Raw genomic sequence first — 19,948 nt, 5'->3', positions numbered from 1 at the left:
ACACCGTACCTTTCTGTCCGATATAGATAAAGGGAAATCCTCACCACACGTGTCATCCATATATGCGTATTTCCCTAGAGCTGAAGAACAATTCAAATCAGAAAAATGCGACTACAGAAATGAGGGTACCACACATGAAAACAAACAAGAACAGACGCGCAGGTCTAGGTCTCACATTAATGATGATCCTGACAGTACTGATCCTAGGGGCTTGTTCAGCCAATAATACAACAACGGTAACAGACACAAGAACAAAAGTCGGGATCGTACTTACCGAAGTGGGTCTGGGAGACCGTTCTTTTAATGATGCTGCTTTTGATGGACTGGTTCAGGCCAGAGACGAGAAAAGCATTGTCTTTGACTATCGTGAACCGGGCGGCAATTTAACCGCTGAAGCTGCTTTTGAGGAGTTTGCAGAAGCCAAATTCGATCTGATCATCGGCCTCAGCGATACGGTCCAAGCGGATATGGAGAAGGTTGCAGCCAAATATCCTGATCAACAGTTCCTCATGATTGATAGTCAGTCCGAACTGCCTAACATTGCCTCCATTTCATTCCGGGCGGAAGAAGGAAGTTATCTGGCAGGCGTTATTGCCGCTATGGCTTCAACGGAGGATCATGTTGGTTTCCTTGGTGGAATGGAGATACCGGTCCTTCGTAATTTCGAGCAGGGTTTTGAGCAAGGTGTTCTTGCTGTCAAGCCGGATGCAACCGTTGATGTCGTCTACGCAGGGGACTTCGGGAATGCCGATCTGGGTGAACAACTCGCTGCACAGATGATCCAGGACAAGGGCGCTGACGTCATCTATGTAGCTGCCGGTCTCACAGGCGTGGGTGCACTGACGGAGATTCAGAAATTAGGGAAATACGCCATAGGTGTAGATACCGATCAATTCTTTTTGGCGGAAAAAGCCATTCTTACGTCCATGCTGAAAAATGTGGATGTATCCATCTATAATGCCGTTAACTCGTTTATTCAAAACAATCATGCCTTCCCTCAAAAGGAAATCGTGGAGGGGTTGGCGGAGAACGCCGTGGGCCTGACCGCACTACATAATATCACGCTCAGTGATGAACAGCAGAAAACCTTCGAAGATCTGAAAACACAGATCTCTTCCGGTCAAATCAAAATTACGCTTGATCAATAACCCATCGGATTCGAGGAGGTACGCACATGAAACTACAGGGAAAACTGATACTTAATGCTCTAATCTCGCTACTTCTATGCCTTGCGCTGGTAGCCTTTATCATCACGGAATTGCTCGGCATGAATGCCAAAAATCAAAATCTGGTACCTGCCATGCTCAAGGTAAGTGAACTAAATGCCAATCAGATTCAGACCCAGCAGGCGCTGGATGTCTATTCGTTCTCCATGACAGCAGGAAATCAGGACACAGTGCTCCGCTTGCTGGACGAAGGTCAAACGATGATTCAGGAGCTTACGGACGGATTACTTGAAACGGATCAGCAGTTGCAGCTTATTCAGTCCATCCAGATAAAACTCACTGCTCTGAGTCAGGGAGCAACCGCGGCCATGACAGAGATGGACGGGGCGGAAGCGAAACGGTATAGCACTCGGGTTCGGGGTATACAGAATGATATCTATTCGTTGGATGAAATAACTCGGGATCGATATGATCAATATACCGTTGATTTGGAACGTGATATCCAGCAAACGTGGCAAATCGCTCTCGGTGGAGCCATCATATTGCTCGTCGCGGTGATGCTGTTCAATATGTATACTTCACGTCAGATCGCCAAGCGTATTCGTACGCTCAAAGACGCAGCAGGACAAATTGCGGATGGTGACCTTACCGGACAATTACCAGAAGCTCGGGGCAAAGATGAACTTGATGACCTGAGCCGCTCCTTCGGTATCATGACTCATAATATCCGTGGCATTATTCAATCCATTGGTGCAGCAGGTCACCGTGTAGATCTGATGGCGCAAGACATTGATCGTGGCAACGATACGGCCCAAGCGATTGTGCAGCAAGTATCCCGTACCACGGAAGAACTATCAATTGGCAGTCAAAAGATTGCTGAGGATCTGAGTGAAACGGTGATGGTCGTGGACAAAATGCAGTCTACCTTCAACAGTAATCTGGAGGCCACTTCACAATCCGTGATCGATGGTCGTGAAGTATTAACTACTGTTGAAGAAGGCAATAAAGCCGTCGCAGAACAACTCCGTCTGGCCGAAGTGAATCGTCTGGCAATGTCCGAGGTAGAACAAACGGTGCGGGAATTGGAAGACAGCGCGGTTCGAATCACCACGATGACTGCATACGTATCGGAGATTGCCAAGCAGACGACCATGCTATCGTTGAATGCCTCCATTGAGGCTGCTCGTGCAGGAGAAGCCGGACGTGGCTTCGCTGTTGTTGCGGGCGAGGTGAATAAGCTTGCAGAACAATCTGCGCAATCGGTCAAACATATCTACGCGGCTGTGGGCGAGATCACTGCCTCCATGGACAAAGTGAAGAACTCGGTAGCGCAGAGCATGCAGCTATTCGGGGAACAGGAACAAGCCACCAGCCAGACCCGGGAATCCTTCTCTGCCATTCGCGGAAGTGTGGAGCGCATTAGTACCGGCATCCGTCAGCTTGCTGAGGAGATGCAGCACTCGAACGAACTCAGTACGCAGGTGCAACAGGCTATTGAAAATATCAGTGCCATCACTGAGCAGTCGGCTGCCAGCAGTGAAGAGATTACCGCCTCGACATCGGAACAACAACGTTCCTTCGCCGAAGCGAGTATCAAGGTGAAGTCACTGCGTGATATTAGTGCCGAGATGCATCAGGAACTGCTGCGTTTCCGGCTGTAAGCAGAATGCAGGGATCATTCGCACCGGACATAGGCCGGATGTAGGTTAGGGGTAGATTAGTTGCAAATTTCAAGCAGGTTAAAGGCAGGTTATAAGTGAGCAAGGATCAGGTAGCGTGGACATACAAGCAAATAAAGGGGAGCCTCCGTCATGATCATGACAGGGCTCCCCTTTTCAGTAACTACTCGTTGTTTCATCTAACCATTGTTCCGAAGACACACGCAAGTCGGTAACAAGACACGAAAGTTGATAACAAGACATCAACGTTTCAGATCCAAGTGTTTAACGAACTGAGCAAACCTTATTGGGCGATTAATTGCAGAATATAAAATCTAACGAATCTCAGGCATTCTATTCCCTTATTTAGTCCGGTTTTTCAGGTGTTTTCTCTGAAATACACAGAAATAACGTAGATGAGATTCGTTAGCTTTTGCTCCTCCATGTAATACCGTGGTATAAGGTGCCTCAGGTTCGTTAGAGCAATGAGCAATGAACATTGAGTAATGAGCATTGAGCACTAGGAGCTGAAAAATGAACAATGAGTAGTCATCTACTTTTGGTGTGCTGGTTCGTTGAATCACTTGCATTTGGGAACGAGTCGTCATAGGCAGTATTCCAAAACTGCGAGTTGTCCCACATCTGTCCCGTCGTCACAGTGCGTCGATGATGTCTCCGGCTAGCAGGGACGATGGGTCACCGCGCAGCAGAGCTGCTCGTTCGGCAGCCTGTCCGTGGAGATATACGCCGAACGCGGCGGCTTGCTCCGCGCTGAGACCTTGGGCAAGCAGACCGGCGATGATGCCGGTCAATACGTCTCCGGCACCGCCAGTCGCCATGCCAGCGTGCCCGGTAGTGTTGATGTACGCCTCGCCGGATGGCGTTGCGATGACCGTTCGTGCTCCTTTGAGCACAAGGGTTACGCCCTGCTCGCGGGCATATTTTGCAGCGTGTCCAATGCGGTCACGCTGCACTTCCCGGGTCGACATGCCCAGCAGTCGACCCATCTCGCCAGGGTGCGGCGTCAGGATCGTCGCCGCACTTCGCTGGCCCCAGTCGCGAGGCCCATGTGGGCCAGCGTCTGCCAGCATGTTGAGGGCGTCCGCGTCGATGACGAGCGGACGATCGGTTTGTTGCCACAGACGGCGCAGCCAGTCTGTGTCGCCCTTGAAGCGGCCGAGGCCGGGGCCGGTCGCGAGCACGTCGCGGCTCTCCGCGAGGCGCAGCACGACGCCCGCGGAAGCCGCGTTCCATTCGCCGCTGTCGCCATCGGCGGCGGCAGCGAGCATGAGCTCGGGCACGGTGCCGATGACATGCGGCAACAGTGCCGCGGGCAGCGCCCATGTGGCGAGCCCGCAGCCTGCGCGCAGCGCGGCCTTGGCCGAGAGCAGGCCTGCGCCGCTCATCGGCAGACTTCCTGCGGCCAGCAATACGTGGCCGTAGGTGCCTTTGTGGCCGTCCGGTACCCGTAGACGGCCTGTGTCCACGCGCAGCGCAACGCGCAGCACCTCGTCCGTCAGCAGACGGACCGAGGGGCCATGCTCTGGCGCAAGCCGCGCGGGAATGCCGATGGCGCGCACCACAATGCGCCCCGCGGCAGAAGCGCCCGGGTACTGCACCAGCCCGCGCTTAAGCAGCGCGAGGCATACAGTCACCCGGGCTTGAATGCAGGGCTCGTACACCTCTCCGGTGTCGGCGTCCAGCCCGCTCGGCACATCGGCGGACACGACCGGCTTGCCGCTGTCGTTCGCCGCTTCGATCAGCGCCGCGTAGGCTCCCCGCGGCGCCCCCCGCGAGCCGGTGCCCAGCAGCGCATCCACGATGCCTGTGCACCGGCTGAAGTCCACGGCTTCGCGCCCGTGGACAACGGCAGGGATGCCAAGCTGCGCAGCGGCATCCCGTTGCACTGCGGCTTCGCCCCGCAGTGCATCAGGGGCATCGGCGTAGACCAATGTCACGCCAAGCCCTGCTTCAACCAAATGGCGCGCGGCCACCAGCCCATCGCCGCCATTATTGCCCTTGCCGATCAGCATGTACCACTGCTGATCTCCCGGGCGCTCCATCACCAGCGCCGGATCGGCGATGATGTCGCCACCATAACCTTGCCGATCACCGGGCCCGGTGTATGCCCGCCTAGCATCGGTCTTGGTGCTATAACCAAGCTGCACTGAATCCTCAAGCCGGCCTTCTGCCTGCCCTTCCCTGCACAGCTTGATGACTTCCTCGGCTATGGCACGGCCTGCATTCTCCATTAGATTAGCTGCCGGAATTCCGAGCCGATGGATGGTATGCTCGTCCACAGCTCTCATCTGTTCAGCGGTTACGATAAACAACGTTCATCCCTCCCCGTAACAAGCTCATCTCATACCTAAAAAAACAACTTCGCACCTAAACACTGCATCCCATATGTGTATCACTATCTTTGAATTCACCTCATCGAGCTACCACGATGCACTCGATACATCATCGGAAGCTCTATCGATCCCGTGTACGAGACCTTCAGATTCATCCATCCCAAGCCTGTCTACGCTTAATAACCTACCGTAAACCGTGCTTGGATAAACTGCGGATCGTCCAATTCATCCACCAAAGCCGCTGCAAAATCGCCAACGGAAATCGAGCTTTCCCCGATATCATCTGTAATCACACGGGTCATGCCAACCCGGAACTGGCCAGTCCGACGTCCTGTTGTGATTGTCGCAGCAGGGCTCATGTACGTCCAATGAATACCTGATGCTTCAATCAGGTCATATGCTTCTGCATGTGCTTTTGCCAGTGGTTTGACTTCGTCCGGGAATCCCGGCGTGTCCATTAGCATCTCACCGGAATCGGTCATCAGGCTTCCCGCTCCACCAACTACCACCAGACGTCCTGCTTTTGCCCGGCGCACACCCTCGATCAACGATCGTGTCACTTCCAACATCTCTTCTTCTTCACCGAACTTCGGTCCATATGCACTCACAACCGCTTCCTGACCCGCTGCAAAATCAGCCACCTGATCTGGGTTGAGCATATCTCCCTGTTCCACACGCAAGCGTTCATGCACCATCTCGACTTTCGACGGGTCACGCACTACCGCTGTCACCTCATGCCCACGATCCATCAGCTCCCACAGTATCGTCTTGCCAATCGCTCCGGTTGCTCCAAAAATGGCTACTTTCATATAAATACCCTCTTTTCTGTAGATATCTTCTCATCAACTTACCGTTATTTTAATACTTAATCCTATTGTTATATACCTTAAACGGCTCACGCCATCTTAAACCGGATGTGACATCTTGTAAACGCTAATGTTCATTCGCTTAACCTCTCAAGCCACGCATCAGACCACGAACAACACTTCCCCAACCGCTTTTCCTTTCCATATCATGACCTTAAACATCGCCAAAAAAGCCGCATTTGCGGCTTCAACATCACGTATTTATCTTACGTGGATACTCTACTGTAGCTTAGAAAATCAACAGCCTTCTGCGCCCAGATTCGCTCCGAATAAGCCTCATGCGCCATATCCTGTACAATATGAAGCTCAATCCTGCCTACAGCTCCAGACATCTGCTTGTTTTTAGTGATGTCCAGATATAACCTCTCCGTCTGTTCTACGGGACACAGTTGATCAAACTGACCGTGAATGAGCTGAATATTCACCTCACTGAGCCCGGATACATAAGCTGTTGGGCTTCTATCCCGCAGGGCAGATTGATCATGCAAAAGCTCACCGATTTCAGTTTCCAAGAATGACCTCAGCTTCGTTCCTCCGCCTGCGTACAGTCCTTCCAGATCCGTAAAGGGTGCACAGGCAACCACAGTACTCCATAACGCCGGACTTTTACCTGCTACCAGCAATGCCAGATAAGCCCCATAGCTCACCCCATAGAGAGATACGTGTGAATAGGAAGATAACATCTGCTCCCGCATGAACTGGATGACATCTGCATCCACGCCGCCCCAATCGTTCTGAATGCGCATCCTGTAATCCATGCCGAACCCTGAACTACCGGGATAGTTCAACCCGATGACCCGCACTCCTGCCTGATATAATCCGCTGATGACCGGACTAAAGCTGTCAAACAGGCAATTATGAGGCCCGCCATGAAGATAGATGACCACCTGTTCTGCGCCCTCCGGGTGTATGTCCATGTACGGAATCTTGTCATGTCCATAACGAACCCCTCCATAGATTACATCGGGTTCCTTGTCAGGATGGTTGCCAATCCTCTCATCTCGCTCAACCGGGAAACGGGTAATCGTACCCGTTTGTTCCGAAAACCGGTATATCCCCGGCACCGGAGGATTTACGATAGATTCATATTTTCCGATCAAGCCCTGTCTGTCCCTGCTAAGCACAGCCTGTGTCAAGATTCCCGGATAATCATACAGCTCATACCTCTTCTCTCTGTCCAATGTATATTGAACATATTGCCACCTGCCGCAGGTTATCCCTTCGCAGAGGACTAGCTGTTGATGTAGATCGAGTTGCATTCTAATCATTTCAGAGAAGGGTTGGCTATCCGTTGAACATTCATGCACCCGATCCTCTCCCTGCCTGATCCATCCCGGCTGGAAGCCATCTTCCACAGGAATAGAAACGGCTATGAGATCCCCCTGCTTATCCATCACAGGGTAGGCATACTCCGTGTAGGGTATTTCGGATGATGGAAGGATATCTTTGGAATATGAGTACACTCTTCCGAATCCACCAACGTTTACACCAACCTCTCGTGTTGATGCAGACCAGAATACAAATTGCGGGTTGTCCAAATCAGGAGTAACCCATCGCGCCTCATCCTTCTCGGGATCGTAAAGACCTATGCGGACAGCTCCTGAACGATGTCTAATGGAAAATAGCAGAATGAATTGCCCTTCTTGCCAAGCGGCCTGCATCACAGGAAATGGAAACTTCACAAAAAGGCTCTGAACCAGAATTGCTTGCTTCTCATTCTCGTATATATGAAGCCATTTCCCCGAATTGTCCTGTGTGATCACCAGAACACGGTTCCTGCCCATAAACTGAATATGATGCGTGTGCTGATCTGACTCTGTCCCATGTTCAGAAAGGCTCTGACGGCTATCAATCCGGCCTGTATCATCAAGACTGCACCATTCGCATGTATTGTCATCATAGCCCAAGAGCATACTCGTTCGTTCCTTATTCACACTCATTCGTGTCAGGAATGGATAACCCAACCGGATTTCCTCCTTTCATTCCAGCTCTTTAACTGCTCCCATCCCTCCAATTGCGATTCCAGTTTATCAATATACTGGTCCTGCGTGTATGCATCTAGGGGAGTAACGGTCCCCAGTCTGCCTAATGTTTCACGAATCAATCTGATCTGTGGCAAACTGGCAACCGGCAGCCCCATCATCAATAGACGGTACACTCGGGATGCCCGTTCCTCTAACCCTTGAGTAATCAGCGCACCAGCGATTTCCACCGCACGGCCAAGCAGTTTGGAATGGATAGTGTTTGTCTTCATACGTAACAACTGAATCAATAGTTCATATTCCTGCTCCTGCTCACCCAGCTGTTGATGTAATACCATTTTTAATTGCAGTACATGCCCCAGCCAATCTACATACGCATCAACACATAACTTCTCCGCAGCCAGCAACGTCTTACCTGCCTCTGCATAGAGATCCGCCCGGAGCTGCAAGCCCGCAATGTTTAGTAACGTCTGAATCTGAAAAACTCGCTTATCGGGTCCATCAGAAAGCTGGCGTATACGCTGGCCCGCCTGTTGCTCCAGCATAATTGCGCGTTCTACATTGCCCTCCTGCATCTCAATTAATGCCTCACCATTATCAAGCGCAGCCCATTTCCCAGTACGATACGTTTCAGTTAGTTCTTCATGGGCAATGATTTCCCGAGCTTTCGAATAACAATGTCGTGCTTCGGTATACTGCTTCCCGTTTTTGGTCAACAGCTGACCCAACTCAAACCAGAGTACTGCCTGCTGTGTCGCCGACAACCGTTGAAATAAAGAATTATGGTCGAAAAAATGAAAACAGGACCTGTAACGGGCCGGATCAGCCGATTTGGACAACAAAACCCAGGCCAGCCTATTGTAGAGCGCCAACGCTGCCTCTTCTTCCTTTCCATTATCCTTGCTTACCATTTGTAGCTGTTCTTCCAACAAACGTCGGGTCTGATCGGGCGTATCCCTGACAATAGATACCGGAAGTTTGGGTATATCCTCAGGATTATTCGCCATGGTTGGATATCGATGAAAAAAAAGCACTACACTTACTCCCCTTAGTTTCTGTCGATACAGGATATAGTGGATGGCTCCCAGATCCGCAGGGTGAAGGTAGGAAGATACTTCAACCAGAACCCATTTCCGATTACCAGGCGTCCACCCTGATCTTTGGAATCTCAATAACGCATTTTTACATGCCACAAGATCATCTATTGGCTGAAATGGATTTAGTTGATAGATCAGTGGGAGAGTAGCATACGGATCACCAACCGCAATTTGTATAACCTTATCCTGCCAATGCGTTTTCAGTTTGTGAATTTCATGCTCCACCGCATCTGATGTCCCTTCAACAACAAACAATCCAGGTTCATGACTCTCACGAAACCATTTACTTCTCAGATCATGATAATCCGTACTTTCCAGTGAGACAGGCATCATGAAAGCTCACTCTCTTTCGTGATTCGGCATACGTGTATAAGTTCAGGCACCTGTTGTAAATTCAGCGCCGTCATCAATTGATAACTGCCCCGGTTGTTTGCATCAAGTGAAGCTTTAATCCACTGATCCGGATCTGAACTGCACCGATGGAGACCATATGCAGCTAGCCATCGGGCCCAACCTTGACGTTTCGCTGAAGGTATCGTGAATATATGAGCAAGGAGTACACTGCCAAACTCATCGCTTAACAGACAGCCCCCAATCTTCCTTCCCTCCAGTTCCACAAGCCCGGAACCTTTCAGCAGCTTGCCATATACACCCTGATAAATATCCCCGATAGCTTGACGAGCAGCTTCCCAACCTCGACAGGTAGGATCACTGGCCTGGAGCAAGTGTGCAAGGGAATCCGCCTGCCCCTCCGCAGACATCCAAACCGCGTCTTCATGTGGCATAGCCGGCATGGGAACGTCCTTCAACTTGCCGAAAAATCGATACCGATGGGCAAGAATATCCGCCCGGTATCCAAGCTTCTCCCACGGAAATGAGGCAGGAACAGTGGCATACAGAGAGGACCATGTGATTTTATCCAAAATGGATAAAATCCGATCTTCCCAATAATGATTAGAATGTGCTTCACTCCATAAATCCAATGTATACTGCCCTTCACCCTGATCAATTACCATGAACGAAGATAGGGTTTCGTTGTTTCCAGGTTCAACTGCATAATAGCGATCACCCGTCTTCCCCGATTCTTGCTGGCATTGCGGCAGGATATCAGATATGGATGTTAGCATCATACGCTTCCCCCTCCCTGTTATAATCGAAACCTGAATAAACCAGTGGTTCGGATGCAACAGACGGATAAAACCGGCGTAGCAGGAATGTATAGATTCCCATATAACCGGTCATATAATCCGGGGAGAAGGACTCCATGTCCTCCAGAGGCCACATCCATATGTCTTCCTGTGGATCACTTCGCAATACATACAAGCTCTGTGTATACTCCGCTAGTTTGGTTTCATATCTGCCTGGGAACTTGCGGTTAGCCAAGAGTAGAAAATCTCCATTGCCTGCAATTCCGTGACACTGCCCAAAAGAAGCAAATACCGTTGCCTGTGCCACTGCATCCGCTGCTTGAAGTCCAAGTCTGGTACAGAGGGGATCTTGTAAAATATCAGCCGCTGCCATCAAAAATCGCCCAATACCTGCCGATCCATTACACCAGTGCACCCAGAGTGTATCCGGTTTTTCCGGCGATGCAGGCCACAGGCTCACGCCATTCTGTCCTCCATGACTCGTACGATCGAGTGTATCTACAATTCGCTTCACAGCAGAATAGTAGGCTTCCTTTCCTGTACGCTCCGCCAAGGCAAGCAAATAATATCCGATGCCTGCAATACCATGAGAGAATCCAAGAGAATGATGGCCTTTTTTGTCCGATTTATCTTTCACTTTCCACAAACTCAATGATTCATCTGTCTGCTCTTCTTGTTCCAAAATATAAACACCCAGCTCCTCTGCTCTTGCCAGAAGTTCAGGGCGGCCGCCAATACGGTATATCTCAAGCAGCATTAATCCCAACCCCGCCGCTCCATGACTAATATTGGTCTGTACTGGCTCATCCCGGGTGATTTCCAATGCCAGATCCTCTGCACGTCGAAGCAACGATGGATCATTTAATCGTTCAGCCGTCTCTGCCATTGCCCAGGGAACAGCGCCATATCCAAAGTATAATGCTACAGGTGTCTCATCTGGCACGTAAGGGTGATTCGTCAAAATCCATTTCAATACTTCACATGCATATTGATGGTATTGTCTGTTTTGTGTAATCTGACCAAGCTGATTAAAACCAAAGATCATCCCTGTCCAGCCAAAGTTGAAATTCGCCGGATGAAACATCTTGCTCATGCTGTTTTCCGGGAACAGTTGCAAGGGGCTATTGAAATCAAGAGAAGTATACAGTGTCTTTACCCTACGCTCGGCCTGACGGAGTACTTCTTCTGGCTCCATATTGCATTCATTTTTCTCTAGTCCATCCATGCTTTCTCCTGAATTGACCTCTTGCTGCTCCAGCAATGCAATCAGTATTTCACGAATTTCTGATAACTCCACATGTCCGCCAGACATGATCTCGAGGCCCAGACTCCCCAAGCCACGAAGCTGTGTATTACTCTGATGATCCAGATAATCCTGTGCAGCTTCCAGATGGAATTGCTTGTATTTCAGATAGGGGTCGATGGATGTAGCCATGTAATAGAAGACGCCTCCCAGTGCATACAGATCATCCGCATAACTGGATCGCCTGCTGTGCTCACGTCCCCGTGGCACATAGCCCGGAGTATGACCGGTCAATGGATCGGCCTGACCCTCATCACTTCTGACATAAGCCAGTTCAAGATCAATCAGGCGTACACTTCCGTCCGTCAGCACAACAATATTGTTGGGCGTCAGATCATTAATCACAATTCCTTTATCGTGACATTGCTGCACCATATTGAGAATATGTATACCCATCCGATGCATATCCGCCCGGTTGTAATCTGCGGCTACATGTCTGCGATGGATATATTCACGCAAGCTGATGCTTTCAAAATACTCCAGGATCAGATAACGGTTATTTTCAGTACTAAACAGATCAAGCGGTCTTGGGGTAACCCCCGTATCCTTCATCAGATCAAGCACGCGATACTCATTGTCCAGATAGTCATGAGCAGACCGTCCACCACCGTCTACACGCATGCGGTAGACCGCTTCTTTCATGACAGCCTGTTCATAGGATGTGCCAGAGATGAGAAATACTCCTCCCTTGCCGGATTTCTTGAGTACACGTCTCACACGAATATTTCGTATACCAAACTCATTGTTATTGGAATCGGAATGACGAGAAGCAGCCCGATTCTTCTCCATCGCCTGAATCCGCAGTAATTCCTCAGGTTCACTCACCCACTCCGGTTTATACCTGCCCGGTGTTCTTTGATCCTCCTCCAGCTTACCTTCTGGATTCTGGATGGCATACACTTTTGCACCCGAGTAACGGTCATAGTAGAAACGATCAGTGAATGCACCATAACGATAAAATACACACTGGCTACCTAGGTATGCCCGATCTGTCGGAATAGCTGGTCCTTCCAGATCACCTGTACATGAATGCATTAGTTCAAGTAACTTCAAGAACTGTTCTTCGTCTCGTGCGTAGATGGTGACACACTTACCAGTCTGAGGGAGAGGTATGGAACCGTTAGATGCTTCAATCAGTTTCAGCCCGCTGCTCACTACTTTCCATTGCACTTCATTTTCTGATAGTACAGGTGTAATGCGTTGCAGCAATTCAGCTCCTTCCACAGGGATAACCGATAAATGGATTTTCCACCCCTGCGCGGGAAGCCTTAATTCCTCCGGTCTAAAACAAATCCAATGGCCGTCATTCGACCATTGGATGGATTGGGGAAGTTCCCGGATTATATGATCCAAAGCGTTCTCAAAGGCGTCCTTCCTGGGGATTACGCTTGCGAATTTCAATGAGAATCACTCCTTTTTAGATAAAGTAAGAGGGGGAGGTACAATTATTTTAGTAATGCGAGAAAATCAAAGACTTATCTTTCAAATGATTCAGTGAATAGAGCGTGTAAGGAAGTTCCTAGCTTTCGACAACGATCGTTTGTGAGCTAGTCCAGCTGCACACTGTACACAAGCTTGTTTCCTCAAACATGTTGTTATCCTCTTCAACCTCTAGTGCCATCAAATCCTGTACAGATAAAATTTCCTTGTTTTCCATGATAAATTACCTCCCATTTGTCTCCCCCTCTTATAAACCAAATTCTACATAAATTTTGATATTCCTTCTTTTTAATTGAATTATTTTACATAAATTATTTATACAATCCATTTATATCCCCTAACCATGTCAAATTCCTTGTTTAACCGGACTAAAAAGAGGGATGATATGACATCAAATTTCACACTATATCGCACTCGTTTGTTGTTGAGTACGCTTGCTCCGTTCTTCACGGAAAGGTCTGACAAATAGGCTTGCCACGCCCATACAAATAACAAATGTACCAATCCCCATGTACACCCATGAAGGATTGTACGTTTCAATGAACCAGCCACCCAGTAACAACCCCAGCGGATTACTAATGCCACTCATCAAGACACCCATACTGTTCATGACACGTCCTCTTTTTTCTTCCGGGGTGGATAATAGAATGGAGGTAACTAGTGGAACATTCACAAGAGCAAGTCCTAGCATCAACAAAAATGAACACGCAATAGCAATATACAGGTTGGGAAACATCGGCATGAGCAGCAAACTTGTACCTGAGATAAGATAACTGATCAAAAACCAGTGAGCGAGTGAGAGTCGTTTGGCATATTTACCACTGAGCAGAGAGCCTGCAATACTGCCAGCGGCAAAAGCTGACTGAAGCAGGCCGTAGCCTTGTGGTCCGGCTTGCAGCACCATATTGGCAAAAATCGGCGTGAAAATGTGCAGTGGCGCACCCGCAAAATTGATAATGGCTCCAAAGATAATGCAGCAGGCCAAAATTTTACGGGAAAACAGGAACGTAATTCCCTGCATGCTATCTTTAACAAAACCGGAGACTCCTTTTTGTTTCACTACTTTGGTTACAGGGATGCGGATAAAGAAAATGGATATGGCGGACAGCAGAAATGTAACGGCATAGATGAAAAGGATGGACTGAACGGAGATGAGCGCGATCAATATGCCCCCCAAGGCGTATCCAAGCAATTCAATCGTTTTGGAGGAAGAGTTCAGTAGTGCATTGGCTGGAGCTAATTGTTTTGTAGGTTCTGGCAAAATAGCGGGGATGACTGTCTGGGTTGCCGGATTGAACAAAAAACCAAGGATTGCAATCAGCAGATTGGCTGCGTAAATATGCCACGGAAGCATGGCTCCTGTCATGAACAAAAGAGCCAATATGCAAGCTATGCCTGCACGCAATATATCTGTCCAGATCAAAAGTTGCTTTTTCGGCAGGCGATCACTGATCGTAGCCAAAGGAATGCCCAAAAATGCATAGATCAAGTACGGTAACATCGGAATCAGTGCGGCAGCAAGTGCCGACTCCGTTAATTGGAGGATATACCACATCGTCGCCATAGAAAATAAAATCTGCCCAGCGCCAGAAATCAATCTACCAACAAGAAGCACAACAAAAGAAGGAAGGCGCAAAACCGCCCGATAACTGTCGCCGCGAATTTCATTTTTCATCTTTTTCACGCGCCTCTCCCTCGTACATAACAGATTCATCATCACTAATACGATGCAGACGCGTAACCAAACCTGAATCTCGAATGGTCTGTTGTATCTTGGCTTTTACCCGTTCAAGTTCAGCCGTATACTCGCGTATCTCGTCCAATAAGGTCTGATGGGTTCGTATGCCTTCCCTAATCAACATTGCAGTCGCATCAGAACGGTTTTTGGCTAATTCAAGAAATACAAGCTGATCAATGATATCAATCTCTTCCTGACTTAATCGGACGGAAACGACTCCCTTGGCTCCCGAAAGGTTTTTGTTCGCCTGCTCCACAGATCGTTCCACCATCTGGTTAAACTGAGCTTTCTGGTCATTGTACATATTCATTTCCTCCATTCTCACGAGTGTATGCGTATATCGTAATTTGTAAATCGTAAATTGGTTTTAATTTACATTATACTTGTAAATATATGGTTGTAAAGCAAAAAACCTTTGGATATCCAAAGGTTCGCCGAATATGTTATTTAACTAGTTCACTACTCTCCCTGTCTCCACCACATGCCTTCGGATTTTGGGCTTGTGTATTCAAATCCAAATTGAGCATACAGACGATCAGCTGGAACATCCGCCAACAGACTAACCAAACCGCGAGCAGGCACAGCCTCACGCAGATAATTCATAATCTCGCTCATGATCAGTTTTCCATAACCCATGCCCTGAACATCCGGATGTACAGCAATATCGACGACCTGAAAGAAACAACCGCCATCTCCAATCACTCGCCCCATACCTATCAGCATATCTTCTTCACGCAGACATACGGCAAACAGACTGTTCGGTAGTCCAATCTCCGCCCCTTCCCTGCTCATTGCACTAAGGCCGGCAATTTGCCGCAGGGAAAGATACTCCACTGCTGCGGGTGGTGTGTGTTCAATATTCACTTGATCCATGAATTGTGCCCCTTTCTGCTTGAATTCATCTACTTCCTGTGTAATAGTGAGAGAAAGCTTACGTGAAGCGTGTTTCATGATACGTGAAGTTGGTGCAAAGGAGGAACAAGTGTGTTTCAACGTTGGATTGAAGATCTAACATCGCGCCCAGGCGCTGTGGCTGTGTTGCTTGGAGTCATGGCTTTGCTTCTAGGGATATACATATGGTCTGCCACTGAAGTTCGCCGCAGCCACGAAAGGCGAATGAGAAGGATACGAGATACATTATACATAAGTACAGCCCTCTTGGGACAACTTACCATCCAGGAAATTCGGAAATATGAACAGTCGGAACACGAACATAACGATCTGATAACGGCTATGTTAGCCTGCAAAGCTGCATCTTACCTATCCCCTCAGCTACAGGACCAGATCCGTGACTGTATTAAGGAACATGATCCTGCCCGACTCGGACTGATGCATAGAGCACTGGAAAGAGAATGCACCGTATTATCGGATGAACTCAGCCGGGATACTCATGCAGATCATTGGGGCACAGCGGTCTGGACCATCCTTCGGCCCGTAGCCGAACCAGCCGCACTGGCCGCCACGGGATTTCTGGTTACAGATCTGGTATTTCGTCAGCGGATGTTGGACGTTTCTGTGGACTCATGGGACAGCATCTTGCCATGGATTCGCGCGGTATCCCTGATGATCACCATTATGTATGGATATCTGCTCTGGGCAAGCCCACGCCGGGATACGCCAGGTACAGTAACCAAAACGCTCTCCTTGCTGATCGCGCTATGCTCCTTATTCCATCTGATTGGACCTGTTGCTGCTCCTTATGCCCTGGGATTACAACTGATTATATTCACTTCGGGTTTCGGGTTGACCGGGACACGCTCTCGCAGTGACCGCCCCTACGCAGGACATACGGAACTGGAACCAGTGAAGAAAGTCTCTACGGAGATTGAAGGGAATACACGTCGCACATCTGGTACCAACACCGACGAATAACTTACGCTTACTCACTTTTTTTAATTTAGATGGCCGGACTTTCATTAACTATATCCAACGTTTGTACGCGAAAAGGGCTGAAACTACAATGTAGTTTCAGCCCTTTTCTATAATCTTTTCTTGCGAAGAATTAAACGATATAAAACGAACTTAATAATTACACAAGAAACGGAGAGGGCAGAAATAACGTGAAGAAGCGAAGCGTTCGCCTTTATCCCCAGATTTCCCCCTATGAAGAAGGGAATCAAAAAAATCTGGGGATAACAGTGATCGGAAGGTTATTCTGTCATCGAAGTGGCATGTGTAAGATTCTTTAGTTCACTTTATATCATGGACAATTACTTCACTTATTTCGCTACAACATGTGCAATGACACGGCCGTTTTCGTACGTGACAGTCACGTCATAACCATCTGCCGATACACTGTCGAATTCACCTGTAATTCCATTTGCCGTGATTAACGTAATATCTTTGGAACCTTCGATCTTATAGTTGGACAAGTCCAGTTTGAGACTTCCTCCATCAATATAGAGCTTTCTGCCGACATTCAGTTGACTGTTGCCGTCAGCCACTACCAATTCCAAAGTACCATTATCCATGGTGAAGTTTCTATTCAAGTTCAATGCTCCATCGACATTCACAACAACAGTTCCATTTTCAACATACAGATCACCTGTACCAAAAGCAGCTTCAGATTCAGCTACCAGCGTTCCTGCTTGCAGCAATGTTCCGCCAGTGTAGCTATTTTTCCCTGTCAATGTAAGGGTTCCTGTTCCCTTTTTCGTAAGCATTCCACTACCCGTGATATCGTTTCTCCACCAATCTTCTGCATTAAAGCGCCCTTTGGAAGCGTCCATATCCACAGTTACATTGTTCAAGAATGCACCGTATCCATCCGCTGCCGTGACCAGATCAATTCTACCCCAGCCCTTGGATTCATCCAGTACAGGATAACCAGAGTCAATGGATGTTGTATACAATACTTGTCTGCGTTGCTCATCTGTTAAGTATGGTTGACGCGTTTCCAACAGAGCTTCTGCTCCTTGTGGAACAACAGGGGCCAAACCTTTCGTTCCTGTTTGTGGCAGACCGGAAGTCATCTTTTCTCTATAGAAAGCTTTATTGGCGTCGTGATCTTCCCATTTGTTTTCATCGTATGCACTCTTGAAATTATAGTCTTCTGTTACGGTGTGTGCATATTCATACAAACTCATATTTTTTTCCTTAGCTTCTGCTCCAAATACTTCTCCTGCATTTTCATATGCTTTCTGCATCATGTCTTGGTTCTCTTCTTTATTAAATGCGTAGGCAGTCATTGCTGTTGCTTGAATTCTTGCCCCTATTACATCAAGTGGTGAGTGCATCCCTGTTACAATTCGATTCTCACCCATCTGTGCTGCTCTTGTTAAAAATTCTGAGAAACGTTCTGGCGTAGCGTAGGCAAACGGAAGTACGGATAAGTACGATGCACTTGTATGACCGCTTGGAAATCCACCATCTTTTCCTCTTCCATCCTCAGCAATTCGTTTGACATAGCTTAATGCAGGGATAAGCACAACGTTTGTTTCATATTGCTGGTAATGTTTTTCTCCTGTTGATTTCTTCCCACCTGAAGGGAGTGGTACTTCTGTCCCTTCACCTTCACCTATTGTTTCCCATACCGGTAATCCTTTGCTATCGACGACCTCTTTCACTTCTCCGTTTGAATTCATTCTCCACGGTCTAGGAGTAGAGTAGAAGTATTTCGCAGGGTTTGATGAGGCAGGGATTTTGAATCGCACCAGATCAACTAAAGCGACCATATCTGCAAGCTCCGTATCCGCCCAATCACTTCCGATACCTTGGCTTTCATCTTCCACCGTTTCTTCTTTCAACAAAATATTCATCTCATCCACACTTCGTTCAACACTTGTCTTTGGCTTTATAACATCTACATACGTATTAGCCAAAGGCCCAAAAGCTTCCATCATACTATAGATCTTATCTCTTTGGTCATCATAATAAGCTGCCAAAGTCTCTTCAGCCGTGCGATTTTGCGTGGCATCTTCTACATACTTGATGTTAGCTTCCCACGCCGCTTTATTTCGGATCTCTGCATTCGCAAATGTCTTCTGATCAGCGACAGCTACGGTTGGATCGTTTTTAAAACCGTCATAATATGGAGTCGGTCCATCTCCATACTTTGCATTCTTGCCGTCAGCACCAAGTTTGGTTGCTGCTGTTCCATCTCTCCAATCCGCTTGGTTCAAGGACCATACTTGATCAAAACCGTCCAAAATATCAATAAACGGATTGGTTTCCGCAATATTTTTCAAGGTGTCGTCTCCAGCATTGGCTCCGTGCTTCACGGCGGACAACCGAGCTTCATCTGCCGGGGGGTTAACATTCAGTACGGTCGCCGTTCCTTTTGGTTTAGCTGGTTTGGCAGCTGTAGTAGCATCTGCTTCCACAGCCTTAACGAGCGCAGACACTGCTTCTGCACGAGTGATGGAATTAAGCGGTTTGAAGCTTCCATCTGCATATCCGGCGATAATTTTAGCTGCTGCCGCTCCACCTACAGCCCCTTTGCTCCACGCCGCAATAGACGATGAATCGCTAAATACATTCGCTGCTGTTTCATTTAACTCCAGATTCAAAATGCCAGCGATCACTTTAGCTGCTTCTTGACGGGTGATCGGATCTTGCGGCTTCATTGTGCCATCGGTGTATCCATCTATATATCCATTCGCATTTGCAATAGAAATTGCTTCGTAATACCATGCACTCTCAGACACATCGTTAAAGGTAATTTTAGCTTGTCCGGAATATCCAAATGCACCGTTTACCAAATTCATAAATTCTGCTCTGGTAATATACGTGTTCGGCTTAAATGAACGATCCAGATAACCTCGAATTAAGCCTTCATCACCCCATGCTTGAATATTTGCTTCCGCCCAGTGTCCCTTAATATCAGAGAACTGAATCTTCTGATCGGCTGCAAAACTCTTCTCTGCAAACGTCGGACCTACCATAGACAACATTAGAAGTAGTGCCAGTGACTTTTTAAGTGGTTTTCTCATGGCTTACAAATACACGCTCCCATTATAGAAATAATTTTTTTTGCTTCTGCGTCAGCAAATGAGTAAGAAAGTCTCTATCCAGATGTCTGATCTGCCGTTACTGTAGCATTAGGGGGCGTTTGGTATCTATAGAACAAATTCCGCTTTATATCAAAATCGTACGTTCTGACACTTTTCACCCTGAAAAAATGGAGTGCATACTACTTTCGTTAATTATGATATCTTTTTATGTAAACGCTTTATTAAATGTGTGTAAAATGAGAGG

The 19,948-nt window shown here is 48.0% G+C and carries 14 protein-coding genes; 3 read left to right on the top strand and 11 right to left on the bottom strand.

Annotation, left to right across the window (positions count from 1 at the left end):
* Nucleotides 1-134 precede the first annotated feature (134 nt).
* Together PAHA3_RS24445 and PAHA3_RS24440 are read left to right on the top strand one after the other, a co-directional pair.
* Entirely contained in the window at nt 135-1,148 is a 1,014-nt protein-coding gene (locus PAHA3_RS24445; RefSeq protein WP_082762990.1) for a BMP family lipoprotein, read from the top strand.
* Nucleotides 1,149-1,174: 26 nt separating this feature from the next.
* Nucleotides 1,175-2,827: a methyl-accepting chemotaxis protein gene (locus PAHA3_RS24440; RefSeq protein ID WP_062837273.1), complete on the top strand. Its 1,653-nt coding sequence runs from the start codon at nt 1,175-1,177 to the stop codon at nt 2,825-2,827.
* A 650-nt stretch (nt 2,828-3,477) separates the two neighbouring features.
* On the opposite strand, the gene PAHA3_RS24435 is transcribed toward PAHA3_RS24440, so the two are convergent.
* The 10 genes from PAHA3_RS24435 to PAHA3_RS24395 form a co-directional block, all read right to left on the bottom strand.
* Entirely contained in the window at nt 3,478-5,157 is a 1,680-nt protein-coding gene (locus PAHA3_RS24435; RefSeq protein WP_062837272.1) for a bifunctional ADP-dependent NAD(P)H-hydrate dehydratase/NAD(P)H-hydrate epimerase, read from the bottom strand.
* Nucleotides 5,158-5,354: 197 nt separating this feature from the next.
* Nucleotides 5,355-5,987, bottom strand: coding sequence for an NAD(P)-dependent oxidoreductase (locus PAHA3_RS24430; protein ID WP_062837271.1), 633 nt, complete (start codon nt 5,985-5,987; stop codon nt 5,355-5,357).
* 263 nt (nt 5,988-6,250) lie between these two features.
* A complete protein-coding gene (locus PAHA3_RS24425; RefSeq protein WP_062837270.1) occupies nt 6,251-8,008 on the bottom strand; it encodes an alpha/beta hydrolase family protein in 1,758 nt (585 codons plus the stop codon).
* Nucleotides 7,990-9,456: a tetratricopeptide repeat protein gene (locus PAHA3_RS24420; protein WP_062837269.1), complete on the bottom strand. Its 1,467-nt coding sequence runs from the start codon at nt 9,454-9,456 to the stop codon at nt 7,990-7,992. The genes PAHA3_RS24425 and PAHA3_RS24420 overlap by 19 nt, the downstream gene beginning before the upstream one ends.
* Nucleotides 9,453-10,250 (bottom strand): hypothetical protein, encoded by a 798-nt coding sequence (locus tag PAHA3_RS24415; protein ID WP_153028295.1) that lies wholly within the window; start codon nt 10,248-10,250, stop codon nt 9,453-9,455. The genes PAHA3_RS24420 and PAHA3_RS24415 overlap by 4 nt, the downstream gene beginning before the upstream one ends.
* Entirely contained in the window at nt 10,231-12,975 is a 2,745-nt protein-coding gene (locus PAHA3_RS24410; protein ID WP_062837267.1) for a lanthionine synthetase LanC family protein, read from the bottom strand. Before PAHA3_RS24410 ends, PAHA3_RS24415 begins: the two co-directional genes overlap by 20 nt.
* 118 nt (nt 12,976-13,093) lie before the next feature.
* A complete protein-coding gene (locus PAHA3_RS30625) occupies nt 13,094-13,231 on the bottom strand; it encodes a hypothetical protein (RefSeq protein WP_161799395.1) in 138 nt (45 codons plus the stop codon).
* 186 nt (nt 13,232-13,417) lie between these two features.
* Nucleotides 13,418-14,689 carry an MFS transporter gene (locus tag PAHA3_RS24405; protein WP_062837266.1) on the bottom strand — a complete coding sequence of 424 codons (1,272 nt, stop codon included), beginning with the start codon at nt 14,687-14,689 and terminating at the stop codon, nt 13,418-13,420.
* A complete protein-coding gene (locus tag PAHA3_RS24400) occupies nt 14,679-15,056 on the bottom strand; it encodes a hypothetical protein (RefSeq protein WP_062837265.1) in 378 nt (125 codons plus the stop codon). Before PAHA3_RS24400 ends, PAHA3_RS24405 begins: the two co-directional genes overlap by 11 nt.
* A gap of 155 nt (nt 15,057-15,211) precedes the next feature.
* Nucleotides 15,212-15,625: a GNAT family N-acetyltransferase gene (locus PAHA3_RS24395; protein WP_062837264.1), complete on the bottom strand. Its 414-nt coding sequence runs from the start codon at nt 15,623-15,625 to the stop codon at nt 15,212-15,214.
* Nucleotides 15,626-15,736: 111 nt separating this feature from the next.
* Between PAHA3_RS24395 and PAHA3_RS24390 the strand changes: the two genes are divergently transcribed.
* Nucleotides 15,737-16,624, top strand: coding sequence for a hypothetical protein (locus tag PAHA3_RS24390; protein ID WP_062837263.1), 888 nt, complete (start codon nt 15,737-15,739; stop codon nt 16,622-16,624).
* 347 nt (nt 16,625-16,971) lie between these two features.
* Here PAHA3_RS24390 and PAHA3_RS31180 read toward each other — a convergent pair whose 3' ends face one another.
* The gene (locus PAHA3_RS31180) at nt 16,972-19,683 is read right to left on the bottom strand and encodes an S-layer homology domain-containing protein (protein ID WP_062837262.1); all 2,712 of its coding nucleotides are present in this window, start codon (nt 19,681-19,683) and stop codon (nt 16,972-16,974) included.
* Nucleotides 19,684-19,948: the final 265 nt, after the last annotated feature.

Origin of the sequence: Paenibacillus amylolyticus, assembly GCF_001570725.1 — a bacterium.
GTDB classification, from domain to species: domain Bacteria; phylum Bacillota; class Bacilli; order Paenibacillales; family Paenibacillaceae; genus Paenibacillus; species Paenibacillus amylolyticus_A.
The sequence above is the reverse complement of the archived record's forward strand: the minus strand, read 5'-3'. Positions and strand labels throughout refer to the sequence as shown.

Bases quoted from the DNA above. Each gene is read 5' to 3' on its own strand.
- PAHA3_RS24400 (WP_062837265.1), bottom strand. From the start codon at position 15,056: ATGTACAATGACCAGAAAGCTCAGTTTAACCAGATGGTGGAACGATCT.
- PAHA3_RS24420 (WP_062837269.1), bottom strand. From the start codon at position 9,456: ATGATGCCTGTCTCACTGGAAAGTACGGATTATCATGATCTGAGAAGT.
- PAHA3_RS24415 (WP_153028295.1), bottom strand. From the start codon at position 10,250: ATGCTAACATCCATATCTGATATCCTGCCGCAATGCCAGCAAGAATCG.
- PAHA3_RS24445 (WP_082762990.1), top strand. From the start codon at position 135: ATGAAAACAAACAAGAACAGACGCGCAGGTCTAGGTCTCACATTAATG.
- PAHA3_RS31180 (WP_062837262.1), bottom strand. From the start codon at position 19,683: ATGAGAAAACCACTTAAAAAGTCACTGGCACTACTTCTAATGTTGTCT.
- PAHA3_RS24405 (WP_062837266.1), bottom strand. From the start codon at position 14,689: ATGAAAAATGAAATTCGCGGCGACAGTTATCGGGCGGTTTTGCGCCTT.
- PAHA3_RS24395 (WP_062837264.1), bottom strand. From the start codon at position 15,625: ATGGATCAAGTGAATATTGAACACACACCACCCGCAGCAGTGGAGTAT.
- PAHA3_RS24430 (WP_062837271.1), bottom strand. From the start codon at position 5,987: ATGAAAGTAGCCATTTTTGGAGCAACCGGAGCGATTGGCAAGACGATA.
- PAHA3_RS30625 (WP_161799395.1), bottom strand. From the start codon at position 13,231: ATGGAAAACAAGGAAATTTTATCTGTACAGGATTTGATGGCACTAGAG.
- PAHA3_RS24440 (WP_062837273.1), top strand. From the start codon at position 1,175: ATGAAACTACAGGGAAAACTGATACTTAATGCTCTAATCTCGCTACTT.